Source organism: Campylobacter sp. 1569 (assembly GCF_024723675.1).
Classification (GTDB): domain Bacteria; phylum Campylobacterota; class Campylobacteria; order Campylobacterales; family Campylobacteraceae; genus Campylobacter_D; species Campylobacter_D jejuni_C.
In genome coordinates this window covers 1-18462 of the sequence record NZ_JANQDB010000019.1, presented here as the reverse complement: position 1 = coordinate 18462, position 18462 = coordinate 1, and the positions used below count along the sequence as shown (strand labels likewise).

General features: G+C 30.4%; 18 protein-coding genes. 5 read left to right on the top strand and 13 right to left on the bottom strand.

Going from position 1 to position 18462, the window contains the following annotated elements:
- Both CAMP5060_RS07500 and CAMP5060_RS07495 read right to left on the bottom strand, forming a co-directional pair.
- Positions 1-961 (bottom strand): PDC sensor domain-containing protein (locus CAMP5060_RS07500; protein WP_337218163.1); only part of this gene is annotated, 961 nt, incomplete at its 3' end.
- A gap of 106 nt (positions 962-1067) precedes the next feature.
- Positions 1068-1523: a low molecular weight protein-tyrosine-phosphatase gene (locus CAMP5060_RS07495; protein ID WP_087700156.1), complete on the bottom strand. Its 456-nt coding sequence runs from the start codon at positions 1521-1523 to the stop codon at positions 1068-1070.
- 204 nt (positions 1524-1727) lie between these two features.
- Between CAMP5060_RS07495 and thiD the strand changes: the two genes are divergently transcribed.
- The 4 genes from thiD to CAMP5060_RS07475 are packed head-to-tail and all read left to right on the top strand — an operon-like array spanning position 1728 to position 4576.
- Positions 1728-2540, top strand: coding sequence for a bifunctional hydroxymethylpyrimidine kinase/phosphomethylpyrimidine kinase (gene thiD / locus CAMP5060_RS07490; protein ID WP_087700159.1), 813 nt, complete (start codon positions 1728-1730; stop codon positions 2538-2540).
- Between the two features lie 2 nt (positions 2541-2542).
- The gene (gene thiM, locus CAMP5060_RS07485; protein WP_087700160.1) at positions 2543-3325 is read left to right on the top strand and encodes a hydroxyethylthiazole kinase; all 783 of its coding nucleotides are present in this window, start codon (positions 2543-2545) and stop codon (positions 3323-3325) included.
- Complete coding sequence (thiE, locus tag CAMP5060_RS07480; RefSeq protein ID WP_214126498.1) at positions 3312-3938, top strand: thiamine phosphate synthase; 627 nt, start codon at positions 3312-3314, stop codon at positions 3936-3938. Before thiM ends, thiE begins: the two co-directional genes overlap by 14 nt.
- Complete coding sequence (locus CAMP5060_RS07475; protein WP_337218164.1) at positions 3935-4576, top strand: uroporphyrinogen-III synthase; 642 nt, start codon at positions 3935-3937, stop codon at positions 4574-4576. The genes thiE and CAMP5060_RS07475 overlap by 4 nt, the downstream gene beginning before the upstream one ends.
- On the opposite strand, the gene CAMP5060_RS07470 is transcribed toward CAMP5060_RS07475, so the two are convergent.
- The gene (locus CAMP5060_RS07470) at positions 4557-5885 is read right to left on the bottom strand and encodes an MATE family efflux transporter (protein WP_442863352.1); all 1329 of its coding nucleotides are present in this window, start codon (positions 5883-5885) and stop codon (positions 4557-4559) included. The genes CAMP5060_RS07475 and CAMP5060_RS07470 overlap by 20 nt on opposite strands.
- 282 nt (positions 5886-6167) lie before the next feature.
- Here CAMP5060_RS07470 and CAMP5060_RS07465 point away from each other — a divergent pair, with 282 nt between their 5' ends.
- A complete protein-coding gene (locus tag CAMP5060_RS07465; protein WP_261545364.1) occupies positions 6168-6788 on the top strand; it encodes a hypothetical protein in 621 nt (206 codons plus the stop codon).
- Positions 6789-6810: 22 nt separating this feature from the next.
- On the opposite strand, the gene lepA is transcribed toward CAMP5060_RS07465, so the two are convergent.
- The 10 genes from lepA to CAMP5060_RS07415 form a co-directional block, all read right to left on the bottom strand.
- A complete protein-coding gene (lepA, locus tag CAMP5060_RS07460; RefSeq protein ID WP_087700170.1) occupies positions 6811-8607 on the bottom strand; it encodes a translation elongation factor 4 in 1797 nt (598 codons plus the stop codon).
- Positions 8608-8610: 3 nt separating this feature from the next.
- Positions 8611-8913 (bottom strand): hypothetical protein, encoded by a 303-nt coding sequence (locus CAMP5060_RS08370; RefSeq protein ID WP_141085242.1) that lies wholly within the window; start codon positions 8911-8913, stop codon positions 8611-8613.
- Between the two features lie 156 nt (positions 8914-9069).
- Positions 9070-12300 carry a c-type cytochrome biogenesis protein CcsB gene (ccsB, locus tag CAMP5060_RS07450; RefSeq protein WP_337218161.1) on the bottom strand — a complete coding sequence of 1077 codons (3231 nt, stop codon included), beginning with the start codon at positions 12298-12300 and terminating at the stop codon, positions 9070-9072.
- Between the two features lie 3 nt (positions 12301-12303).
- On the bottom strand, positions 12304-12999 hold the full coding sequence (locus CAMP5060_RS07445) for an ABC transporter ATP-binding protein (protein ID WP_087700176.1): 696 nt from the start codon (positions 12997-12999) through the stop codon (positions 12304-12306).
- A complete protein-coding gene (locus tag CAMP5060_RS07440; RefSeq protein ID WP_039618805.1) occupies positions 12986-13756 on the bottom strand; it encodes a high-affinity branched-chain amino acid transporter, ATP-binding protein in 771 nt (256 codons plus the stop codon). Before CAMP5060_RS07440 ends, CAMP5060_RS07445 begins: the two co-directional genes overlap by 14 nt.
- Positions 13753-14784, bottom strand: a complete 1032-nt coding sequence (locus tag CAMP5060_RS07435) for a branched-chain amino acid ABC transporter permease (protein WP_214126501.1) — start codon at positions 14782-14784, stop codon at positions 13753-13755. Before CAMP5060_RS07435 ends, CAMP5060_RS07440 begins: the two co-directional genes overlap by 4 nt.
- Position 14785: 1 nt before the next feature.
- On the bottom strand, positions 14786-15682 hold the full coding sequence (locus CAMP5060_RS07430) for a branched-chain amino acid ABC transporter permease (RefSeq protein ID WP_087700180.1): 897 nt from the start codon (positions 15680-15682) through the stop codon (positions 14786-14788).
- Between the two features lie 20 nt (positions 15683-15702).
- Positions 15703-16818, bottom strand: a complete 1116-nt coding sequence (locus CAMP5060_RS07425) for an ABC transporter substrate-binding protein (RefSeq protein WP_261545366.1) — start codon at positions 16816-16818, stop codon at positions 15703-15705.
- An 11-nt stretch (positions 16819-16829) separates the two neighbouring features.
- On the bottom strand, positions 16830-17942 hold the full coding sequence (locus CAMP5060_RS07420) for an ABC transporter substrate-binding protein (protein ID WP_261545367.1): 1113 nt from the start codon (positions 17940-17942) through the stop codon (positions 16830-16832).
- A 15-nt stretch (positions 17943-17957) separates the two neighbouring features.
- On the bottom strand, positions 17958-18395 hold the full coding sequence (locus tag CAMP5060_RS07415) for a c-type cytochrome (protein WP_261545368.1): 438 nt from the start codon (positions 18393-18395) through the stop codon (positions 17958-17960).
- Positions 18396-18462 lie beyond the last annotated feature (67 nt).

Below are 18462 nucleotides of genomic sequence, written 5' to 3'. Positions count from 1 at the left end.
GAATAGCTTGTAAAGGTGATAAATAATAAGAAATAATAAAATAAAGCAAGATAATACTAGCTATGCTTGTGAAAATAACAATAGAGGTTTGAATATAAGCTATTTTTAAAGCCGGAGCTTCTATTACTTCTATATCTTCACCTGCACATGTTGTATAGCCATCAATTTTTACACAAATACCAAATCTATCTTTACCTTTTTGAGTGGTATAATTAAAGATGTTGTAATCTCCAGCTTGTTCATAACTTTTTGCTACAGTAACAATATCTGGATTCTTTTCTTTGCTAATTAGCGTCTTATCTGTTGCTGCAAAAACATTATATTCATGGTCAAACACAAAAGTTCTTCCTGGTAATTCACTAAATTCAGTTTGTAGATCTTTTACTAAAACATCAATAGCTACAACTCCTAGGAATTTTCCATCTTTAATTAAAGGCATAGCATAGGTAAAACAAGGTAAACCTGTCGTTGCATCAATGTAAGCTGCAGTAATATATAAGCCATTTTTCTTTTTAGCTTCTATATAAAATTCTCTTGTTGTTGCATCGTAGTTGTCTGCTTTGCCATAAGTTCCATATTCTAGTCCTTTGCTATCACTGTCTGGATCACTTACTACTAACTCACCATTTGGTTGAGCAATATAAACAGCCAAATAATTACCTGCATCTCTAAAAGATTTTAAAAGTTTTCCTGTGTTACGCATTAGTTTTTCTTGTGTATCGAGTTCTTCGTAAGAAAATCTTGTAATAGCTTGTGATAATCTTTCTAAAGAATTGATGTTAATATTTTTAAAATCTCTCATGGATTTTTCTGCAGCTCTAACATAGTTTGTCTCAGCTTTTATAACTTCATAATTTAAAGCTTTTTTGGTGAAAATAAAACTAATAACACCTAAAATTATAAGACAAACTACAGCCATAATATTCGCAATAAGCGATAATTTTAATTTAATACTTTTCAACAAAAACTCCTTTTTTTTGATTTAATTTATTTTAAAGATAAATTTGCAATACTCCTATTATATCAAAAAAAAAAAAATAAAATAAAAATAAAAAACATATGATGAATTATTTTTTAACAGTGGATAATAGATTACAACAAGCGTTAAACAATATTTGATAAGTTTCATCAAAATTCCTACTATACCAAGGATCAGGAACTTCATCATACCCTAATTCTAATGCAAAAGAGGTAATTTTGCGAATTTTATGTTTTACACTTGGAAAATTTTTAACTACATCATTGTAATTGGAGTTATCCATTACTATAATTAAATCATTATCTTCGCACATTTTTAAGCTTAGTTTTTGACTGCAAAATGGCTTGGAGATGATATTTTTGCTATTTAACATGGCTTTGGTTTTATAATGCATGTCTTCTCCATCGTGGTAACCTGAAGTACCTGCGCTAGAAATAACAAATTCATTATTTAAATTTTCTTTTGATATAAGATCTTTCATAATAAATTCGGCCATAGGAGAACGACAGATATTTCCCAGGCAAACAAAAATAATCTTAGTCATTTTTTCCTCTAAAATTGTGTAGTTTTTTCAAAATTATAGCAGTATTTTGAAATATTTTTAAAGATTAATTAAAACTAAGATATAATTTTTTCATTAGCGGGGAGCTTTTGCTGAGAGGAAGTTAGACTTCGACCCTTGAGGAGTTTGGTAATGCAAACTTTGAATTCTTGCAAAAACTTTCCTTTTTTATAAAAAAGGATAAAAATGATACAAGCAAAAACAAAAACTAAAATTCCTATCTTAACTATAGCTGGGAGTGATTGTAGTGGTGGAGCTGGCATACAAGCTGATTTAAAAACTTTTAGCGCGCATAATTTATTTGGTATGAGTGTGATTTTAAGTGTAGTAGCTGAAAATACTGCAAGAGTGATTTCTTGCTTTGATATACCAACTAAGATAATAGATGAGCAAATGCTAGCAGTTTATGAAGATATAGAGCCAGTTGCTGTGAAAATTGGAATGCTAGGTTCAAAAGAAATTATAACTTGTGTAAAAGAAAATTTATTACGCTTTAAGGCTAAAAATGTAGTGATAGATCCTGTGATGTTCGCAAAAAATGGTTATGCTTTAATGCCTTTAGAAAATTGTCAATTTTTTAAAGATGAAATTTTATCTTTGGCTGATGTGCTTACTCCAAATATACCTGAGGCTGAGTTTTTGTGTGATTTTAAAATATTTAATGAAGAGGACATGAAAAAAGCTGCTATAAAACTTCACAAAGAAGGCGCAAAAAGCGTCTTAATTAAAGGTGGACATAGTAAAGATAACACTAATGATGTTTTTTACGATGGAAAGGAATTTAGTATTTTTAAAGCAGAAAAAATCAGCACAAAAAACACACATGGCACAGGTTGTACATTAAGTTCGGCTATAGCTAGCAATCTTGCTTTAGGTAAAGAAAAACATGAAGCTATAAAGCTTGCTAAAGATTATGTATACGGAGCTATATTAAATTCTTTAGCACTTGGAAAAGGTTATGGTCCAACTAATCACTTTTTTCAATATGACAAGGAGTAAAAATGATTATCAAAGCGGTAAGAGAAAAAAATCCTTTGATTCATCATATTACCAACTATGTTACAGCTAATGATTGTGCAAATGTAACTATAGCAATGGGAGCAAGTGCTGCTATGGCTGATTTTTATGAAGAACAAGTTGATTTTGCTAAAATAGGCTCAGCTTTAGTATTAAATACAGGCACGATTAGTCAGCTTGTAGCTAATTCTATGTTAAAAGCGATCAAGGAGTATGCTTTATTAAATAAACCTATAGTTTTTGATCCTGTTGCTTTGGGTGTTAGCAAGGCAAGAGATGGGATTAATTTTGAATTGCTTAATCTAAAAGGTATTAGTATTGTTAAAGCAAATGCATCTGAAATGGCTAGTGTTATAGGTTTAGATGGTAAAGCAAGAGGGGTTGATAGTACTTTTGTGATCAATGATGAGTTTTTAGAAAAAGCTAGAGAATACTCTTATAAAACCAAGCGTGCTTTAGCCATAACTGGAAAAATTGATTATATTATAAATCAAGAGCGTATTGCTAAAATTTATAATGGATCTATTATGGCTACTAAAATAACTGGAGCAGGTTGCATGTGTGCTTCTTTGTGTGGAGTTTTTGCAGGAGTGCTAGAAGATAAATTTCAAGCTAGTTTATATGCTTTGCTTAGTTTTGGTATAGCTAGTGAAATCGCTCAAGAACTTTCCAGTGGAAGTGGTAGTTTTAGAGTGAATTTAATCGATGCTTTAAGTAATTTAGATGATGAAGAAATTAAAAAAAGAGCTAAATATGAAATCATTTAAAATTTATCTTGTTGCAAGCAAGGGTGAAAAAAGTGAAAGTGAGTTTTTAAATATTTTAGAAGCTTCTTTGAAAGCTAAGATTGATATTTTACAACTTAGGGAAAAAAATCTTAGCACTTTAGAATTTTATAATCTTGCTTTAAAAGTTAAAGCTTTGTGTGAAAAATACAATACGCCTTTTTTGATAAATGATAGAATCGATATAGCCATGGCTGTGAATGCAAATGGAGTGCATATAGGTCAAAAGGATATGCCTTTAAAAAAAGCAAGAGAGCTTTTGGGCGAAGATAAAATCATAGGACTTACGATCAATCATAAAAGTGAGCTTGTTAATACTCAAGGTGCTACTTATCTTGGAGTAGGGGCCGTTTTTGCTACGCCTAGCAAGCAAGATTGTGTTGTGCTTGGTGTAGATGGATTAAAAGAAATTACTAGTTTAGCTTCTTTGCCTATTGTAGCTATAGGTGGGATAGATGAAGCTAATTTAAATTTGCTTAAAGATTGTAATATACAAGGTATAGCTGTGGTTAGAGCAATAATGCAAGCAAAAGATCCTTTTAATGCAACTTTAAATTTAAGATCAAGTTTTGATCAAACTTTTATAGGAAAATAATGGTTTATTTTATAGGGGATAAAGAATTTGATGGCGTTAAGACTATAAGATTAAATGAAATTAAATTTCTTAATTTTGAAGTTAATTTAAAGGAATTTGATTGTTTAATCATTAGCTCTAAGAATGCATTAAGAGCATTAATTTCAAGTAAAAGCAAAATTGATTTTGATATTAAACTTTATGCTGTGGGTCAAAAAAGTGCTGATTTTGCAAAAGAGCTTGGCTTTAAAAATGTCAAATATCCTAGCAAGGCTTATGGTAAAAATTTAGCTAGTGAGTTTTTATCTGAGTTTAAAAATAAAAAATGTCTTTATTTAAGAGCGAAGAAAATTAGTTCGGGTCTTGATGAGTATTTGTTAAAAGAAAATATCTTTTTAAAACAATTAATTGTTTATGAAAATATAGCCATAGAGCCTAAAAAAGATGAGCTAGAAATACATCATCCAAGTGTTTTTATCTTTAGCGCTCCATCAAGCATAGAGCAATTTTTGAAATTTTTTACATTAGAAAAAGAAGATAAGGTTGTAGTTATAGGTCAAAGTACAGCTTTAAAGCTCCGTAATCTTAAAAATTTATATATATGTAAAGAGCAAGATCTAAACTCTTGTTTGAAATTAGCTAAGAGTTTAGATCTTTAAAAGTTTTATACAATAAAAATGAAGCAATAAACGCCATAAAAACTTCACTTACAAAAGAAGTAAGCCAAACCCCATTTAAGCCAAAATAATGCGATAATATTTGTATAAAAACAAAAGGCAATATAAAACTTTGTATCATAGATATGATTAAAGAAAGCATAGGTTTATCTAAGGCAGTAAAAAAAGACGCACAAAGTTTTCCAAGCCAACTTAATAAAAAGGAAAAAGAAAACAACATAAGTGCATTTTGTGCTATATTTGCAAAATCAACTTCATCATTTTTATTAAAAAAAGAAACCATAATTTCGTTGAAAAAAAATGTGAGTAAGAAGATAGAAGTTCCAAATACACTAGATGCTATAAGCATTCTTTTAAAAATAGCTTGAATTCTTAATATGTTTTTGTAGCCGTAGTTGTAACTTATGGCAGGTTGCATGGCTTCGCACATTGATAAAATCAAAGCAAAGGTAAAAGTGCTTAAATAAAGTATAACAGAAAAAGCTGCTAGTGCTTGATTTCCTGCTATTTTTAATAATATAGTATTAGCTAGTATAGTGTAAATAGAGCTTGATATGTTAGAAAAAAATTCAGAAGAGCCATTATAGATGATATTTTTGAGTATTTTTAAACTAATCATAGGTCTTTTAAATTTTAAAATTAAATTTTTAAAAACAAAAGGTATAAAACTCAAAATAGTACCTAAAAACATTCCTAAACAAGTTGCTAGAGCAGCTGAAAATAAGCTCCATTCAAAAACAACTATAAAAAGCCAATCTAAAACTATATTGCTTAAAGCTACTGTGATATTAACCACCATGCTATAAAATGTTTTACCGCATATTCTTAAATAATTATCCATAGCAAAAGCCAACATGATAAAGGGTGCAAAAAGAGCAAAAATTTGCATATATTCAGTAGATAAATTTTGTATGTTTTCATCAGCCCCCATAAGAACACTTAAAGGTCTTGTTAAAAAAAATCCTAGTATTCCCATTATACAAGAGATGATAAAAATTAAAATGATACAAAAAGAAAAAATAGCTCTTGCTTTTTCGATTTTTCCTTTGCCTAGATTGATTGCTATTTGCACTGATGAGCCTATAGCTATCATATCCGCTAAGGCAAAGCTTATCATGATAAAGGGCATTACTAAATTCATAGCAGCAAGAGCATCTGTTCCTAAGTATCTTCCAACAAAAATCCCATCAATGATAACATAAAGGTATATAAATACAGCACTTGCCATATTAGGCAGGGCACATTTGTAAAATAATATAGTAGCGTTTGTATTAGTATAAAAATTGTGCAATGACATAGTTTTCCTTATTAGTATTTATTTATTATCTGTTTAATAAATTGTATAAATAAAATAAAGCTAATAAAGAGATTCGATGCCTTCTATAGTATCTTTAAAATATGGATCTGAAATTTCAATAAAACAATCTTTGAAAAACATAAATCACCTAAATTTTAAAAATCCTATATTGTATAATACAAAATTATTATATTGTAAAAGTCTTTATTTTCTGCTTAATATTCATTTTATTTTTTTTTATCCGATTTTTATAAACCCACAAAAAAAGGAGCAAGGATGCAAATAAATTCGTATTCACGTGTGGCAGTGGAGTCACAGATTAGCAATAGGAAGGCTGATTCGAATACAAAACTTGAAGATGCCAATACTAAAAGTGCTAATAGTACAAAAGATATTGATGAGGATAAGCTTAGTAAGCTTGCTAGCATAGGTGGAAAAGGCATAACAGAACTTTATGCTATGAGCTTTATGCAACAAGCATTTAGTATGAGTTCCTCTAATGGTTTAACTCAAGCTGGGATTTTTCAAGGAGCTCAGTCTAAGGATTCTTTAACGGCTATTCTATCAAATGTAGATTTTAAAGCTATAGGATATGAAGGTAAAGATATACTTAGTTTAAATGCTGATGAGGCAAAAGAGCTTATTGGGGAAGATGGGTATTTTGGTGTAGCAAAAACATCTCAAAGATTGGCTGATTTTGTTATTAATGGAGCTGGTGAAGATATGGAAAAACTCCAAAAAGGTTTAGAAGGTCTAAAAGCAGGATTTGCGCAAGCGGAAAAAATGTGGGGTGGCAAACTTCCTGATATCAGCTATGAAACAATTGATAAAGCTATTGAAAAAGTAACTCAAAAAATTAATGAAATGGGTGGAAATTCTTTAGATATCAATGCATAATTCCCTAGTTTTAAACTAGGGATTAGTCTATTTTTAAAACGCTTAAAAATGCTTCTTGAGGTAAATGTACTTTACCAATGGCTTTCATTCTTTTTTTACCTTCTTTTTGTTTTTCAAGAAGTTTCCTTTTTCTAGTAATATCCCCACCATAGCATTTTGCAGTTACATTTTTACCCATAGATTTTACATTTTCTCTTGCAATGATTTTGTTTCCTATGCTTGCTTGGATGGCAACTTCAAAAAGCTGTCTCGGGACGATTTCTTTCATCGCTTTTACTAATTCTCTACCTTTGCTTAATGCTTTTTCATTTGGTACTATAATGCTTAGTGCATCGACATTTTCACCAGCTACTTTAATATCAAGTTTTACAAGATCTCCTACTCTAAATTCAATAGGCTCATAATCAAAACTAGCATAACCTTTAGTGAGTGACTTGAGTTTATCATAAAAATCCATAACGATTTCGTTTAAAGGTATATCATACTCAAGTAAAACACGCTCAGGAGTGATATAATCCATCTTAACTTGCATACCGCGTTTGCGATTTAAAAGAGTGATTAAATTTCCTAGATACTCACTTGGAGTTATAATGGTTGCTTTTACATAAGGTTCTTTTATATGATCGATTTTATTTACTGGAGGTAGCTCGCTTGGATTTTGAATTTTTAAAACTTCTCCATCGGTTTGATAAATTTCATAAGTAACAGTTGGAGCAGTAGCAATCAAATCAAGGTTAAACTCACGTTCAAGTCTTTCTTTAATAACCTCCATGTGTAGAAGACCTAAAAAACCAACTCTAAAACCAAATCCTAAAGCAAGGGAAGTTTCAGGTTCATAGGTAATAGAACTATCATTAAGTTTTAATTTATCTAAAGCATCTCTTAAATCTTCAAATTTATCCGTTTCTATAGGATATAATCCTGCAAAAACAAAAGCCTTAGCCTTTTCAAAACCACCGATAGCTTCTTTTGCTTTATTTTTTGTTAATGTTATGGTATCGCCCACTTGAACATCGGCAACATTTTTAAGTCCAAGTACAATAACACCTACTTCACCTGATTCTAATTTTTTAGTTTTTATAGGACTTAATGGATGAGGATAAAAAAGATCTTGTACAAGATGTTTTTTATCTGTACTCATAACTAAAACTTCATCATTTTTAGCTATATTTCCCTCATAAATTCTAACTAAAGCTAAAGCTCCAAGATAATTATCAAACCAAGAATCATAAATTAAAGCTTTAGTAGGTGCTTCATCATCAGTTTTTGGTGCAGGAATTTTTGTGATGATGGTTTCTATGAGTTCTTTTATACCTACACCTGTTTTTGCACTAACACAAATTGCATTAGAGCAATCAATTCCTATAATATGTTCTATTTCGTGCTTAACCTTTTCAATATCAGCTGAAGGAAGATCTATTTTATTAATCACTGGTATAATTTCAAGATCATTTTCTAAGGCTATATAAACATTAGCTATAGTTTGAGCTTCTACACCTTGAGAAGCATCGACAACAAGCAAAGCTCCTTCACAACTTGCTAAAGAGCGACTTACTTCATAGGAAAAATCAACGTGGCCCGGAGTGTCTATTAAATTTAATACATATTCTTCATTGTTGAATTTATAATTTAAACGTACAGATTGAGCTTTTATAGTTATACCACGCTCTTTTTCTATATCCATAGTATCCATGACTTGGGCACTCATTTGTCTATCGCTAATTGCACCGCATTCACTAATAATCCTATCAGCTAGCGTGCTTTTTCCATGGTCAATATGAGCTATAATAGAGAAATTTCTAATATTTTTCATTAAAATTCCTTAAGATTGTCTCATTTTTCTTTTTGCCAAACCTACTTGCTCATAAGCATCTATTTCTTTTTTTAGGGTTTTATATCTTTTTTTTAATTCATTGTTTAAAAAAGATATATTTTTTGGGCTAGCATTTGCATTAGCTGAAATAGCACTAACAAAATCTAGTTTTCTTTTGGTGGCGCTGTCTTTTGGGTTAGAGTTAAATTTTTGCGAATTTAGAAATTGCAAAATTAGCTCATGTAATTCTTGAGCATTTTTAGCATTATCAGCTTTTGATATAAATTCTTCTATATCATTTATTTTACCCATGGTATTATTACTTTTTATGGGCGTTGTTATAGGTGATGTTTTTGAAATGTTTTTATCTTTATTGATAAAAAATATTATTATTATAATACCTAAAATAATTATAATAAATAGGGCGATAATTAAAAAAATCAAGAGAGAGCTTTTCATGATTTAGTCCTAAAGTTTTTTAGCATAAGATTTTTTAAGATAAGCACCTAGGCTTAATACTACCATAAACAAAAAGCCCCAATATACGTAATCAGGAATTTTTACAGAATCTCCTGCTGCATAAGAATGCATACCAGTTAAAAAGTAATTTACTCCAAAATAAGTCATAATAATCACCCAATATGCAAACATAGAGCAAACTGCAAAAGTATATTGATTAGCCCATTTTGGCACCATTCTAATGTGTAAAATAGCCGCATAAACTAAAATACTAATTAAAGCCCAAGTTTCTTTAGAGTCCCAACTCCAATATCTTCCCCAACTTTCATTTGCCCATATAGCACCTAAGAAATTTCCTACAGTAAGCAAGCAAAGCCCTAAAATCATAGCCATTTCATTAATTCTTGTTGCTTCTGTGATATTTCTTAAAATATTTTCATTGTGCTTGCCATTGATTTTTAGCATGCATAATAAAATAAGCACAAATATACCTAATAATGCACATAAACCTAAAAATCCATAACTAGCGGTGATAACTGAAACATGTATAGTTAGCCAGTATGATTGTAACACAGGAACTAAATTGGTAATTTGTGGATCCATTTGACTAAGATGAGCCACACCTAAAGTAACTCCTGCTAAAATAGAAGTTAAAGAAAGTGCAATAGGACTTTTTCTAGAAAAGAAAATTCCAGATAAGGATAAAGCCCAGGCTATATAAACCATGCTCTCATAAGCATTACTCCATGGCGCACGACCTGCTATATACCAACGCAAAGCCAAGCCTAGAGTATGGATAAAAAATGCTACAATATTAAACACATAAACACATTTAAAAATAAAATCAATGCGAATTTTTGGTAGAAGCATTTTAACAAAAACTATAATTAAAAGTAAAAATCCAGCACATAAATAAAGCGGAGTAAGATTTACAAAAATTTGACTTTTATTGAAAAAGATTTCTGTATTAATTTTTTTAGCACTTGGCATAACTTCATGGCCATATTTTTCTTGATAGTTTTTGATAGCATTTAAGTTTTTAGTTGCTTCATCCCAGTTGTTATGTACAATAGAGTTGCTAACTGCGTTGAAATAATTTTCTAAAATACTTTTAACTTCCGCACCTTCTTCGCCTTTTAAACCTATATAAGCTTCGCGTGGTGCTACCCATTGGTTGTTAGTGCTATTTTGTAAAGGGATAAATCTAAAAATATCGCCTGAAAAAATTAAATTTACAATATTTACCCTTTCATCAAGCTTGATAATTTCTTTATCAAAAACACTTCTACGATTTGGATTTTTTCTAATAGCATTTTCTACATATTTTTGTAGTTTATAAGCATCTGTAGTGAAAAAATCTTTAAAACTAGTATAAGCTCTAGGTTCAATATCTAAAATTTTAGAAATTTCTTCATTAACCAAACGACTTGTTGGCATAAAAATAACATCTTTATCATACCATGCACTGCCATCAAAAATCATTGATATGATAGTCGCTTCAGCACTTTGTCCTTGAAAGGTTGTATTTTTGTATATTTTTTCTAAAACTTCCATAGCTAAAGTATTAAAAGGCACCATTCTACCATCAGGCTTTTGCACTACTAAAGAAGCAAGTTCTTTAGCATGTGCTTCATCTACCTTGATGGGTTCATTTGCATAAGTATTTTGGTTTGCAAATAAAACTAATATAAAAGTCAAAATAGCACTTGTTTTTTTCAAGGTGTCTTGATTGATTAATTTAGCTAAGGTTCTAAATCTTGAATGAGGATTTAAAACATTTAAAAACATTCCTAATGTAAGCAAAAAATATCCAATATATGTAGGAATTTTACCCGGATCTTTGTTAACTGAAAGTATGGTACCAAGCTCATCTTGATCATAAGAACTTTGATAAAATCTATAACCTTGATAATCTAAAACATTATTCATAAAAATCTTATATTCTAATTTTTGTTCAGCATTATCAATTTCCACATAACTTGCATAAGACATAGGCGACATCGAGCCAGGATAGCGTTCTAGCTCAAAGTCTTTTAAGTACATTTCAAACGGCATTTCTATTCCTTTAGGACCCCATCTTAAAAAGAAAGGTTGACCTGCTACATCAATACGGATAGGTGAGTTGTATTCTACTAGGAAAACTTCTTTAGATTCTCCTTTGTAGCTTAGTTTTAATTTTAAAGCATTGATGGCATTATCTGAAAGTTGAGTTGGCATATATTTAGTGCTTTGTGCAAAATTTTTGAAATTATTTAATAAAGAATTATTCCAGTATTTTGCCTCGCCAAATAAAGAAATCAAAGCATTACGTCCTAGCTCTATCCAACTATTTTTAAACCAAGTAAAAAAGCTTTCATCTTGAGCTTGATTGATACCTTCTAAAGTTTTTTTACCATGCAAGGAAGCAAATTTAACTACTAAATTAATATCATTAAAAGAATATAATCTTAAATCCTTAGCTTGTGCTTTTTGGTTTGCTTTTAAAATATTTTCTTTACCATCACTCATTGACATGTATTTTAAGTCAAAGTCAGCACTTAGCTTTAGGTCTTTATCAATTTTTATATAAGGACTTGGAACAGAGTCATTTAAAAATGCTATATTAATACCATTAATATTTTCAATATCTCCTGCTTGAAAAAGCAATTCTTTAGACTCGTTATTTTGTGAAAGCATTAAAGATAAAAGTGGAGCAGAATTATTATCATCAATATAAACTTCTTTTGCATCTAAAATTAAATTTTCATATGCAATTTGAGCTTTTTCATCAGGTAATATTAAATCGAATGAAAAATCATTTACGAAAGGTAGGGTTGCTATGTATTCAGATTTTGAAGCACTATATACTTTATCATCTTTTAAAGTTGCTATGTAAATATAACTTTTTGAAGTTTCAATGATGTTATTTTTTTCTTTTTCTCTAATGTGTAAATTTCCTTCAAATCCCATATATCTAGTCATAGCTGAACCTAATAATATAAATAAAAATGAGATATGGAAGATTAAAAGTGGTATTTTTTTCTTATTAAACATTTTATATTTGAAAAGAGCTACCAAAAGATTGATTCCTAGTATGAGTTGTATAAAGCCAAACCAAGATGTTCCATATATCATAGCCCATGCTGTTGGAGTGTTATAAGCACTTTCTATAAAAGTAGCTAAAGCGCAAAATAGAGCAAAGACTAAAAATAAAAAAATAGAGATTTTTATATCCCCAAAAGCTAAAAGTTGTTTTTTCATGAATTAAGCTCCAAGGTATTTTTTTCTAATCTCATCATTGCCGATAAGATCTTTTGCGGGTGCATGCATAGCGATTTTACCATTTTCTAAAACATAAGCATAGTCGCTGATTTTTAAAGCCGAAAAAGCATTTTGTTCTACTAGTAAAATAGTAATACCTTCTTCTTTTAATTTGACTATAATATCAAAAACCTCTCCAACTATTTTTGGAGCAAGACCTAATGAAGGCTCATCAAGCATTAAAAGTTTTGGTTCACTCATAAGCGCTCTTGAAATAGCTAGCATTTGAGCTTCCCCGCCACTTAGAGTTCCTGCAAGGGCATTTTTTTTATCTTTTAATCTTGGGAAAAGTCTATACATTTGATTTTTTAAATGCTCATAATTTTCTGCATTATTAAAAGCACCAATTTTTAAATTTTCTTCTATGGTAAGATTGATAAAAACTCTTCTTCCTTCAGGCACTAAAGCAATGCCTTTTTGAACTAGAGTGTGAGGCAAGTGTCTTTGGGTGTCATAACCTAAAAAAGTTATTTCGCCGGTTTTTTTTACACAATTTAGCATAGCATTAAGTGTTGAAGTTTTTCCTGCACCATTTGAGCCTATTAAACTAACTATACTTCCTGTTTTTATAGTAAAATCTATACCTTTAACAGCTTCTATTAAACCATAATAAACATGCAAATCTTTAACTACTAGCATTAAAATCTCCCAAATACGCACTAATTACTTCAGGGTTTTGCACTGCATCATTTGGTTTTCCTTCAAAAATAGTCCTACCATAATCAAGTACCATAACCCTATCGCAAAGTTTATTTACAAATTTCATATCATGTTCAATAAGCAAAACGCTGATTTTTTTGTTATCTCTTATGTTAAAAATTAACTCGGCTAAATCATCACTTTCTGTAGAATTCATACCTGCTGCAGGCTCATCTAGTAATAAAAGTTTAGGGTTTGTTGCTAAAGCTCTTGCTATTTCAACTTTCCTTTGCTGACCATAGCTTAAACTAGTAGCTTTTTCATCAGCCAAATGAGCGATATTGAGTTGTTCTAAAATTTCATAAGCTGCTTTTTTTGCATTTTTTTCTGCTTTAGAAAATCTTCCAAGGTGTAAAAAAGCTTCAAAAATATTATATTTAATGCTTTTATCAAAACCAATCAATACATTTTCTAAAACGCTCATACTAGAAAAAAGTCTGATGTTTTGAAAAGTTCTTGCAATACCTAGATGAACTATCTTGTGTGGTTTTAAATGATCAATTTTTTTTCCTAGAAAAAAGACTTCCCCGCTACTTGGTTTATAATTTCCTGTGATAATATTAAATAGAGTGGTTTTACCTGCGCCATTTGGACCTATAAGTCCAAAAATTTCACTTTCTCTAATAGCAAAAGAAGTATTTGTTATAGCATTAACTCCACCAAAATTTTTATGAATTTCTTTAAGTTCTAAAATCATTTTTTCTTCCTTTTAGAAAACTTAAATAAAACATCTGTTAGTTCTTTATCGCCCATTATTCCTCTTCTTGCAAAAAGCATTACTAAAATCAATATAACAGAAAAAACAACCATTCTAAGACCAGGCATAGCAGGAGTTTCATAACCAAAAATATTCATACTCTCATCTAAAAATCTTAAATACTCACTTCCGCCTATTACTAAAATAGCTCCGATGATAGCACCAGTAGTTGAACCTAAGCCACCTAAAACAATGATGATTAAAAGCTGGAAAGTAAATAAAAAGTCAAATTGTTCAGGTGAAACTGAAGCTAGTGCACAAGCTAATAAACCTCCACCAACGCCTTCTAAAAATGCTGAAGTGCTAAAGGCTAAGGTTTTGATATTAAAGGTATTTATACCCATTGCTAATGCCGCATCCTCATCATCTCTTACAGCTTTCATAGCTCTACCAAATTTTGAACTAACAATATTTAAGATGATAATAACAGAAAATATAGCAATCCCACCACTCCAGTATAAGGTGGTATGTTTAGGAATGTCATTTAGGCCTAAAGAACCATTTGTAACAGAAGCAAAGTTAATTGCCATTAGTTTGATAATAATTCCAAAGCCCAGTGTTACAATAGCTAAATAATCTCCTCTAACTCTAAATACTGCAAAAGCTAATACTAAAGATAAAAGCATAGCGCAAAGCCCAGCAGCAAGTAAAGCTACAATAAAACTTGGTGAATGAATCATCAAAATAAAGCTACTTGGATCTTCTAAAGAAAACTGATCGATTTTGCTTTCACTTGTAAGTAAAACTAAGGCTGCAACATAAGCCCCTATAGCTACAAAGCCATTTGGCTCTAGTGAAAATTGTCCTGTAACCCCATTGATAAGATTATAGCTTACTGCTAAGATTACAAAAATAGCAATATTGCTTAAAATTCCTATTTTATAATCATTGAAAAAATAAGGAGATACAAAAAGAAAAGCAAGTGCTATAATAAAAAAACTTAAATGTGTAATTTTTCTTGCAACCATCTTAAAACCTACTTTTTTCAAAATTAATACCTAAAATTCCGGTTGGTTTAAAAAGTAAAATCAATACTAAAAAGATAAACGCAAAAGCATCTTTAAAACCAGAAAGATCAGGAAAAATAGCAACTACAACAACTTCTGTAAATCCTATAATTAAGCCACCTAAAACTGCTCCAGCAACCGAACCAATACCACCTAAAACAGCAGCACCAAAGGCCTTAAGTCCTATAAGTGTCCCCATGCTAGGTTCAACAGAAGGATAACTAACAGCCCAAAAAATACCACCAATAGCAGCTAAAGCCGAGCCTAGTGCAAATACAATAGCGATAATACGATTTGCATCAATTCCCATTAAATTTACAGTATGAATATCAAAAGCTAAGGCTCTAATAGCAATGCCATATTTGCTTTTATAAAGTATGAATAAAACTACTAATAATATAAAAAATGTCAAAATAGGCACTAAAATACTATTAATACTAATACTGATATTATTAAAATTAATCACTGTTTCAAGATAGCTTGGCACAGGAAAATATTTCGGTGTTGAACCAAATAAGACATTAAATATATTTTGTATTAAAAAGCTTATACCTATGGCTGTGATAAGTAAAGAAATTCTAGGTGCTTTTCTTAGAGGTTTATAAGCTACTCTATCAATAGCTATACCTAAAGCTGCTGCAAATAACATAGCCAAGGAAAGGGCGCCCAAAAAAGGCACATTCATACTCGTAACACAAAATAAAGCTGAGTATGCACCCACCATCATAATATCGCCATGTGCGAAATTAATCAGTCTTAAAACACCATAGACCATTGTATAGCCTATAGCAATAAGTGCATACATACTACCTAAGCTAAAACCATTTATAATTTGCTGTAAAATTAAAGAACTATCCATTGAACCTCTTAAAAATTTATTTACGGAAGAATCGTATCTTTATAAATTTGCTTTTGATTTTCTATTGATTTTATAACAATTGAACGCGTAGCATTACCTGTTTTATCAATACTAATCACCCCGCTAACACCTTCAAATTTTGAAGTAGCGTGGATATTATTATTGATACATTCACTGTTAAAATCATTAATACATTTTTGCATAGCTTCAAAAATCACAAAATACGCATCTGCACCCATAGCTGTAAAATTTGGAACCTCTTTGCTTTGTTTTTCTTTTTCATAAGCTAATATAAAGTCTTTTGAAAGTTGCGTTGGCGGGTTGTTATAATCAAAACTATCAGTGAATAAATATCCTTCAGCTGCTTCTTGAGCTAGATTAATAAAGGTTTCATCAGCCACACCATCTGCTGAACCCATAGGGATATTTATACCCATTGCTTTTGCTTGGCGTACAAATAAAGAAGCCTCAGTGTAATATACTGGAAGATAAATAAAATCAGGTTTTAAATTTTTAATTTGTGAAAGAATAGCTTTGAAATCTTTATCGCCTGCTGTAATTCTAAATTTATCTAAAATTTTTCCACCTTGTTTGCTAAATTCTTTTTCAAAGGCTCTAGTTAAACCCAAAGAATAATCTGCACTTTGATCGCTAATTATCACAGCTTTAGTGTAATTTAGTTTATTTTTTACATAATTAGCCAAAGATGAGCCTTGAAAACTATCCATAAAACAAACTCTGCTGGCATATAATTTTTTATTTAGAATTTTATCAGCAGTAGCTGCAGGAGCAACTACTGGTATCTTTTTTTCTTCACCAATTCTTATTACTTGTAAAGTGTTGGCTGTTAGCATTTCACCAATTAATGCATAAGCTTTATTTTGTGAAACTAATCTTGTACTAGCATTTGCACTTTCTATTTTATCGCCTTTTGTGTCAACTACTACTAAATTTACTTTATCTCCATTGCTTAAAGTATTTTTCATAGAATTTGCAATTTTCACTCCATCTAAAGCACTTTGTCCATAAGCTGCTGTAGGGCCTGTTAGAGGTAAAACTACGCCAATGTTAATTTCTTTTGCTTGTATGATATTACTAGCTATGATAGACAATATAGCTATGCTAATTTTTTTCATAGTTTAACCTTTCAAGGATTGATAATAGTTTTATAAACTTGTTTTTGTTCTTGTATTTCTTTTATAACTACAGAACGACTTGCATTGCCACTAGCATCTATGCTTATAACTCCACCTACGCCTTCAAAATTATTTGTTGAATGAATTTTTTCATTGATACATTGTGCGTTAAGATTGTTCGCACATTCATTCATAGCATTTACCATTACATAATAAGCATCGGCCCCCATAGCAGAAAATGCTGGAAGCTCTTTGGTACCATGATCTTTTTCATAAGCTTCAATAAATTTCTTAGAAAGGGTTGTTGGAGGGTTGTTGTAATCAAAACTATCAGTAAAGATTACTCCATTTACAGCATCGCCGCCAAGTTCGATAAAGGTTTTATTATTTACCCCATCGCCTGCACTTAAAAGTTTGTTAAAACCAACTGCTTTTGCTTGTCTTGCTATTAAGGCAGCTTCTGGGTGATAAATTGGCATATAAACAAAATCAGGGTTGATACTTTTAAGTTGAGAAACAATAGCTTTAAAGTCCTTATCACCTGAAGAAATAGTTAGTTTTTTAAGTACTTTTCCACCATTTTGTTTAAATTCTTTTTCAAAAGCTCTTGCTAAACCTAATGAATATACATTGCTTTGATCAACTATTACAACTACGCTTTTTAAATTTAAATCTTTATAGGCATAGTTAGCAAATTTATCTCCTTGAAAACTATCCATGAAACAAACTCTGCTAGCATAGCTTTTTTTATCTAAAAGTTTATCACCTGAAGCAACCGGAGCTATAGCAGGAATTTTTCTTTCTTCGGCTATAGATAAAACTTGCATAGTATTTGGTGTAACAGCCTCGCCTATAAGGCCTAAAACTTTATCTTGAGAGATAAGTCTAGTAGTGGCATTTGCTGCTTCTATTTTATCGCCTTTTGTATCAATAGCTATGATTTTAATACTATCCCCATTTTTTAAATTTGGGTTTAAAGTATTAGCCAGTTTAATGCCTTCATATACATCATTACCATAAGCTGCTAAAGTACCAGTAAGTGGTAAAACAATGCCTATTTTTACTTCTGTAGCATAAATTGAACTAGCACAAAGTAAGCTAGCTAGCAGTAGATTTTTTTTCATGAAAACTCCTTTTTGTTATTTTAAAAATGTATTATGTTTGGTTTTTGGTGCAGGTTCTTCTTCTAAAAGATCTTTTTGGTTAAGCTCTATAGAAAAATTTTGACCTTTTAAATAAGCTATGATATGGTCCATATCACTCCCGCTTAATTTTTTAGCGTATATGCCCATTTGGATACTATCACTTGATTGATTTTTGTAATATCCATTAGCGTAATCTTTTAAAGCACCTTTGATTTCTTCCGGGCTTAAGTCTTTAATAGCTCTTTTACCATAAGAATTTTGTTCTCCATTTTCTCCATGGCAAGTATTGCATTTGTTTTTAAAATATATTTCTTTAGCTTTTTCTAAGTCATAGCTAATGTTATCATTAAAAGTATAAGTAAATAAAGATTTTACATTAAAAGCTAATAGTGAATTGACAAATAAAATACTTACAATAAACAAGCGTAACATAAATATGCCTTTTTTAAATATAAATAAAGCTCGATTATATCTAAAAAAAATAAACAATTTTACTCCA

Excerpts from the sequence above, each read along its gene's own strand:
- CAMP5060_RS07430 (WP_087700180.1), bottom strand. The coding sequence starts at position 15,682 with ATGGATAGTTCTTTAATTTTACAGCAAATTATAAATGGTTTTAGCTTA.
- CAMP5060_RS07435 (WP_214126501.1), bottom strand. The coding sequence starts at position 14,784 with ATGGTTGCAAGAAAAATTACACATTTAAGTTTTTTTATTATAGCACTT.
- CAMP5060_RS07495 (WP_087700156.1), bottom strand. The coding sequence starts at position 1,523 with ATGACTAAGATTATTTTTGTTTGCCTGGGAAATATCTGTCGTTCTCCT.
- CAMP5060_RS07465 (WP_261545364.1), top strand. The coding sequence starts at position 6,168 with ATGCAAATAAATTCGTATTCACGTGTGGCAGTGGAGTCACAGATTAGC.
- CAMP5060_RS07415 (WP_261545368.1), bottom strand. The coding sequence starts at position 18,395 with ATGTTACGCTTGTTTATTGTAAGTATTTTATTTGTCAATTCACTATTA.
- CAMP5060_RS08370 (WP_141085242.1), bottom strand. The coding sequence starts at position 8,913 with ATGGGTAAAATAAATGATATAGAAGAATTTATATCAAAAGCTGATAAT.
- CAMP5060_RS07420 (WP_261545367.1), bottom strand. The coding sequence starts at position 17,942 with ATGAAAAAAAATCTACTGCTAGCTAGCTTACTTTGTGCTAGTTCAATT.
- CAMP5060_RS07425 (WP_261545366.1), bottom strand. The coding sequence starts at position 16,818 with ATGAAAAAAATTAGCATAGCTATATTGTCTATCATAGCTAGTAATATC.
- CAMP5060_RS07440 (WP_039618805.1), bottom strand. The coding sequence starts at position 13,756 with ATGATTTTAGAACTTAAAGAAATTCATAAAAATTTTGGTGGAGTTAAT.
- thiM (WP_087700160.1), top strand. The coding sequence starts at position 2,543 with ATGATTATCAAAGCGGTAAGAGAAAAAAATCCTTTGATTCATCATATT.
- CAMP5060_RS07445 (WP_087700176.1), bottom strand. The coding sequence starts at position 12,999 with ATGCTAGTAGTTAAAGATTTGCATGTTTATTATGGTTTAATAGAAGCT.
- ccsB (WP_337218161.1), bottom strand. The coding sequence starts at position 12,300 with ATGAAAAAACAACTTTTAGCTTTTGGGGATATAAAAATCTCTATTTTT.
- thiD (WP_087700159.1), top strand. The coding sequence starts at position 1,728 with ATGATACAAGCAAAAACAAAAACTAAAATTCCTATCTTAACTATAGCT.
- thiE (WP_214126498.1), top strand. The coding sequence starts at position 3,312 with ATGAAATCATTTAAAATTTATCTTGTTGCAAGCAAGGGTGAAAAAAGT.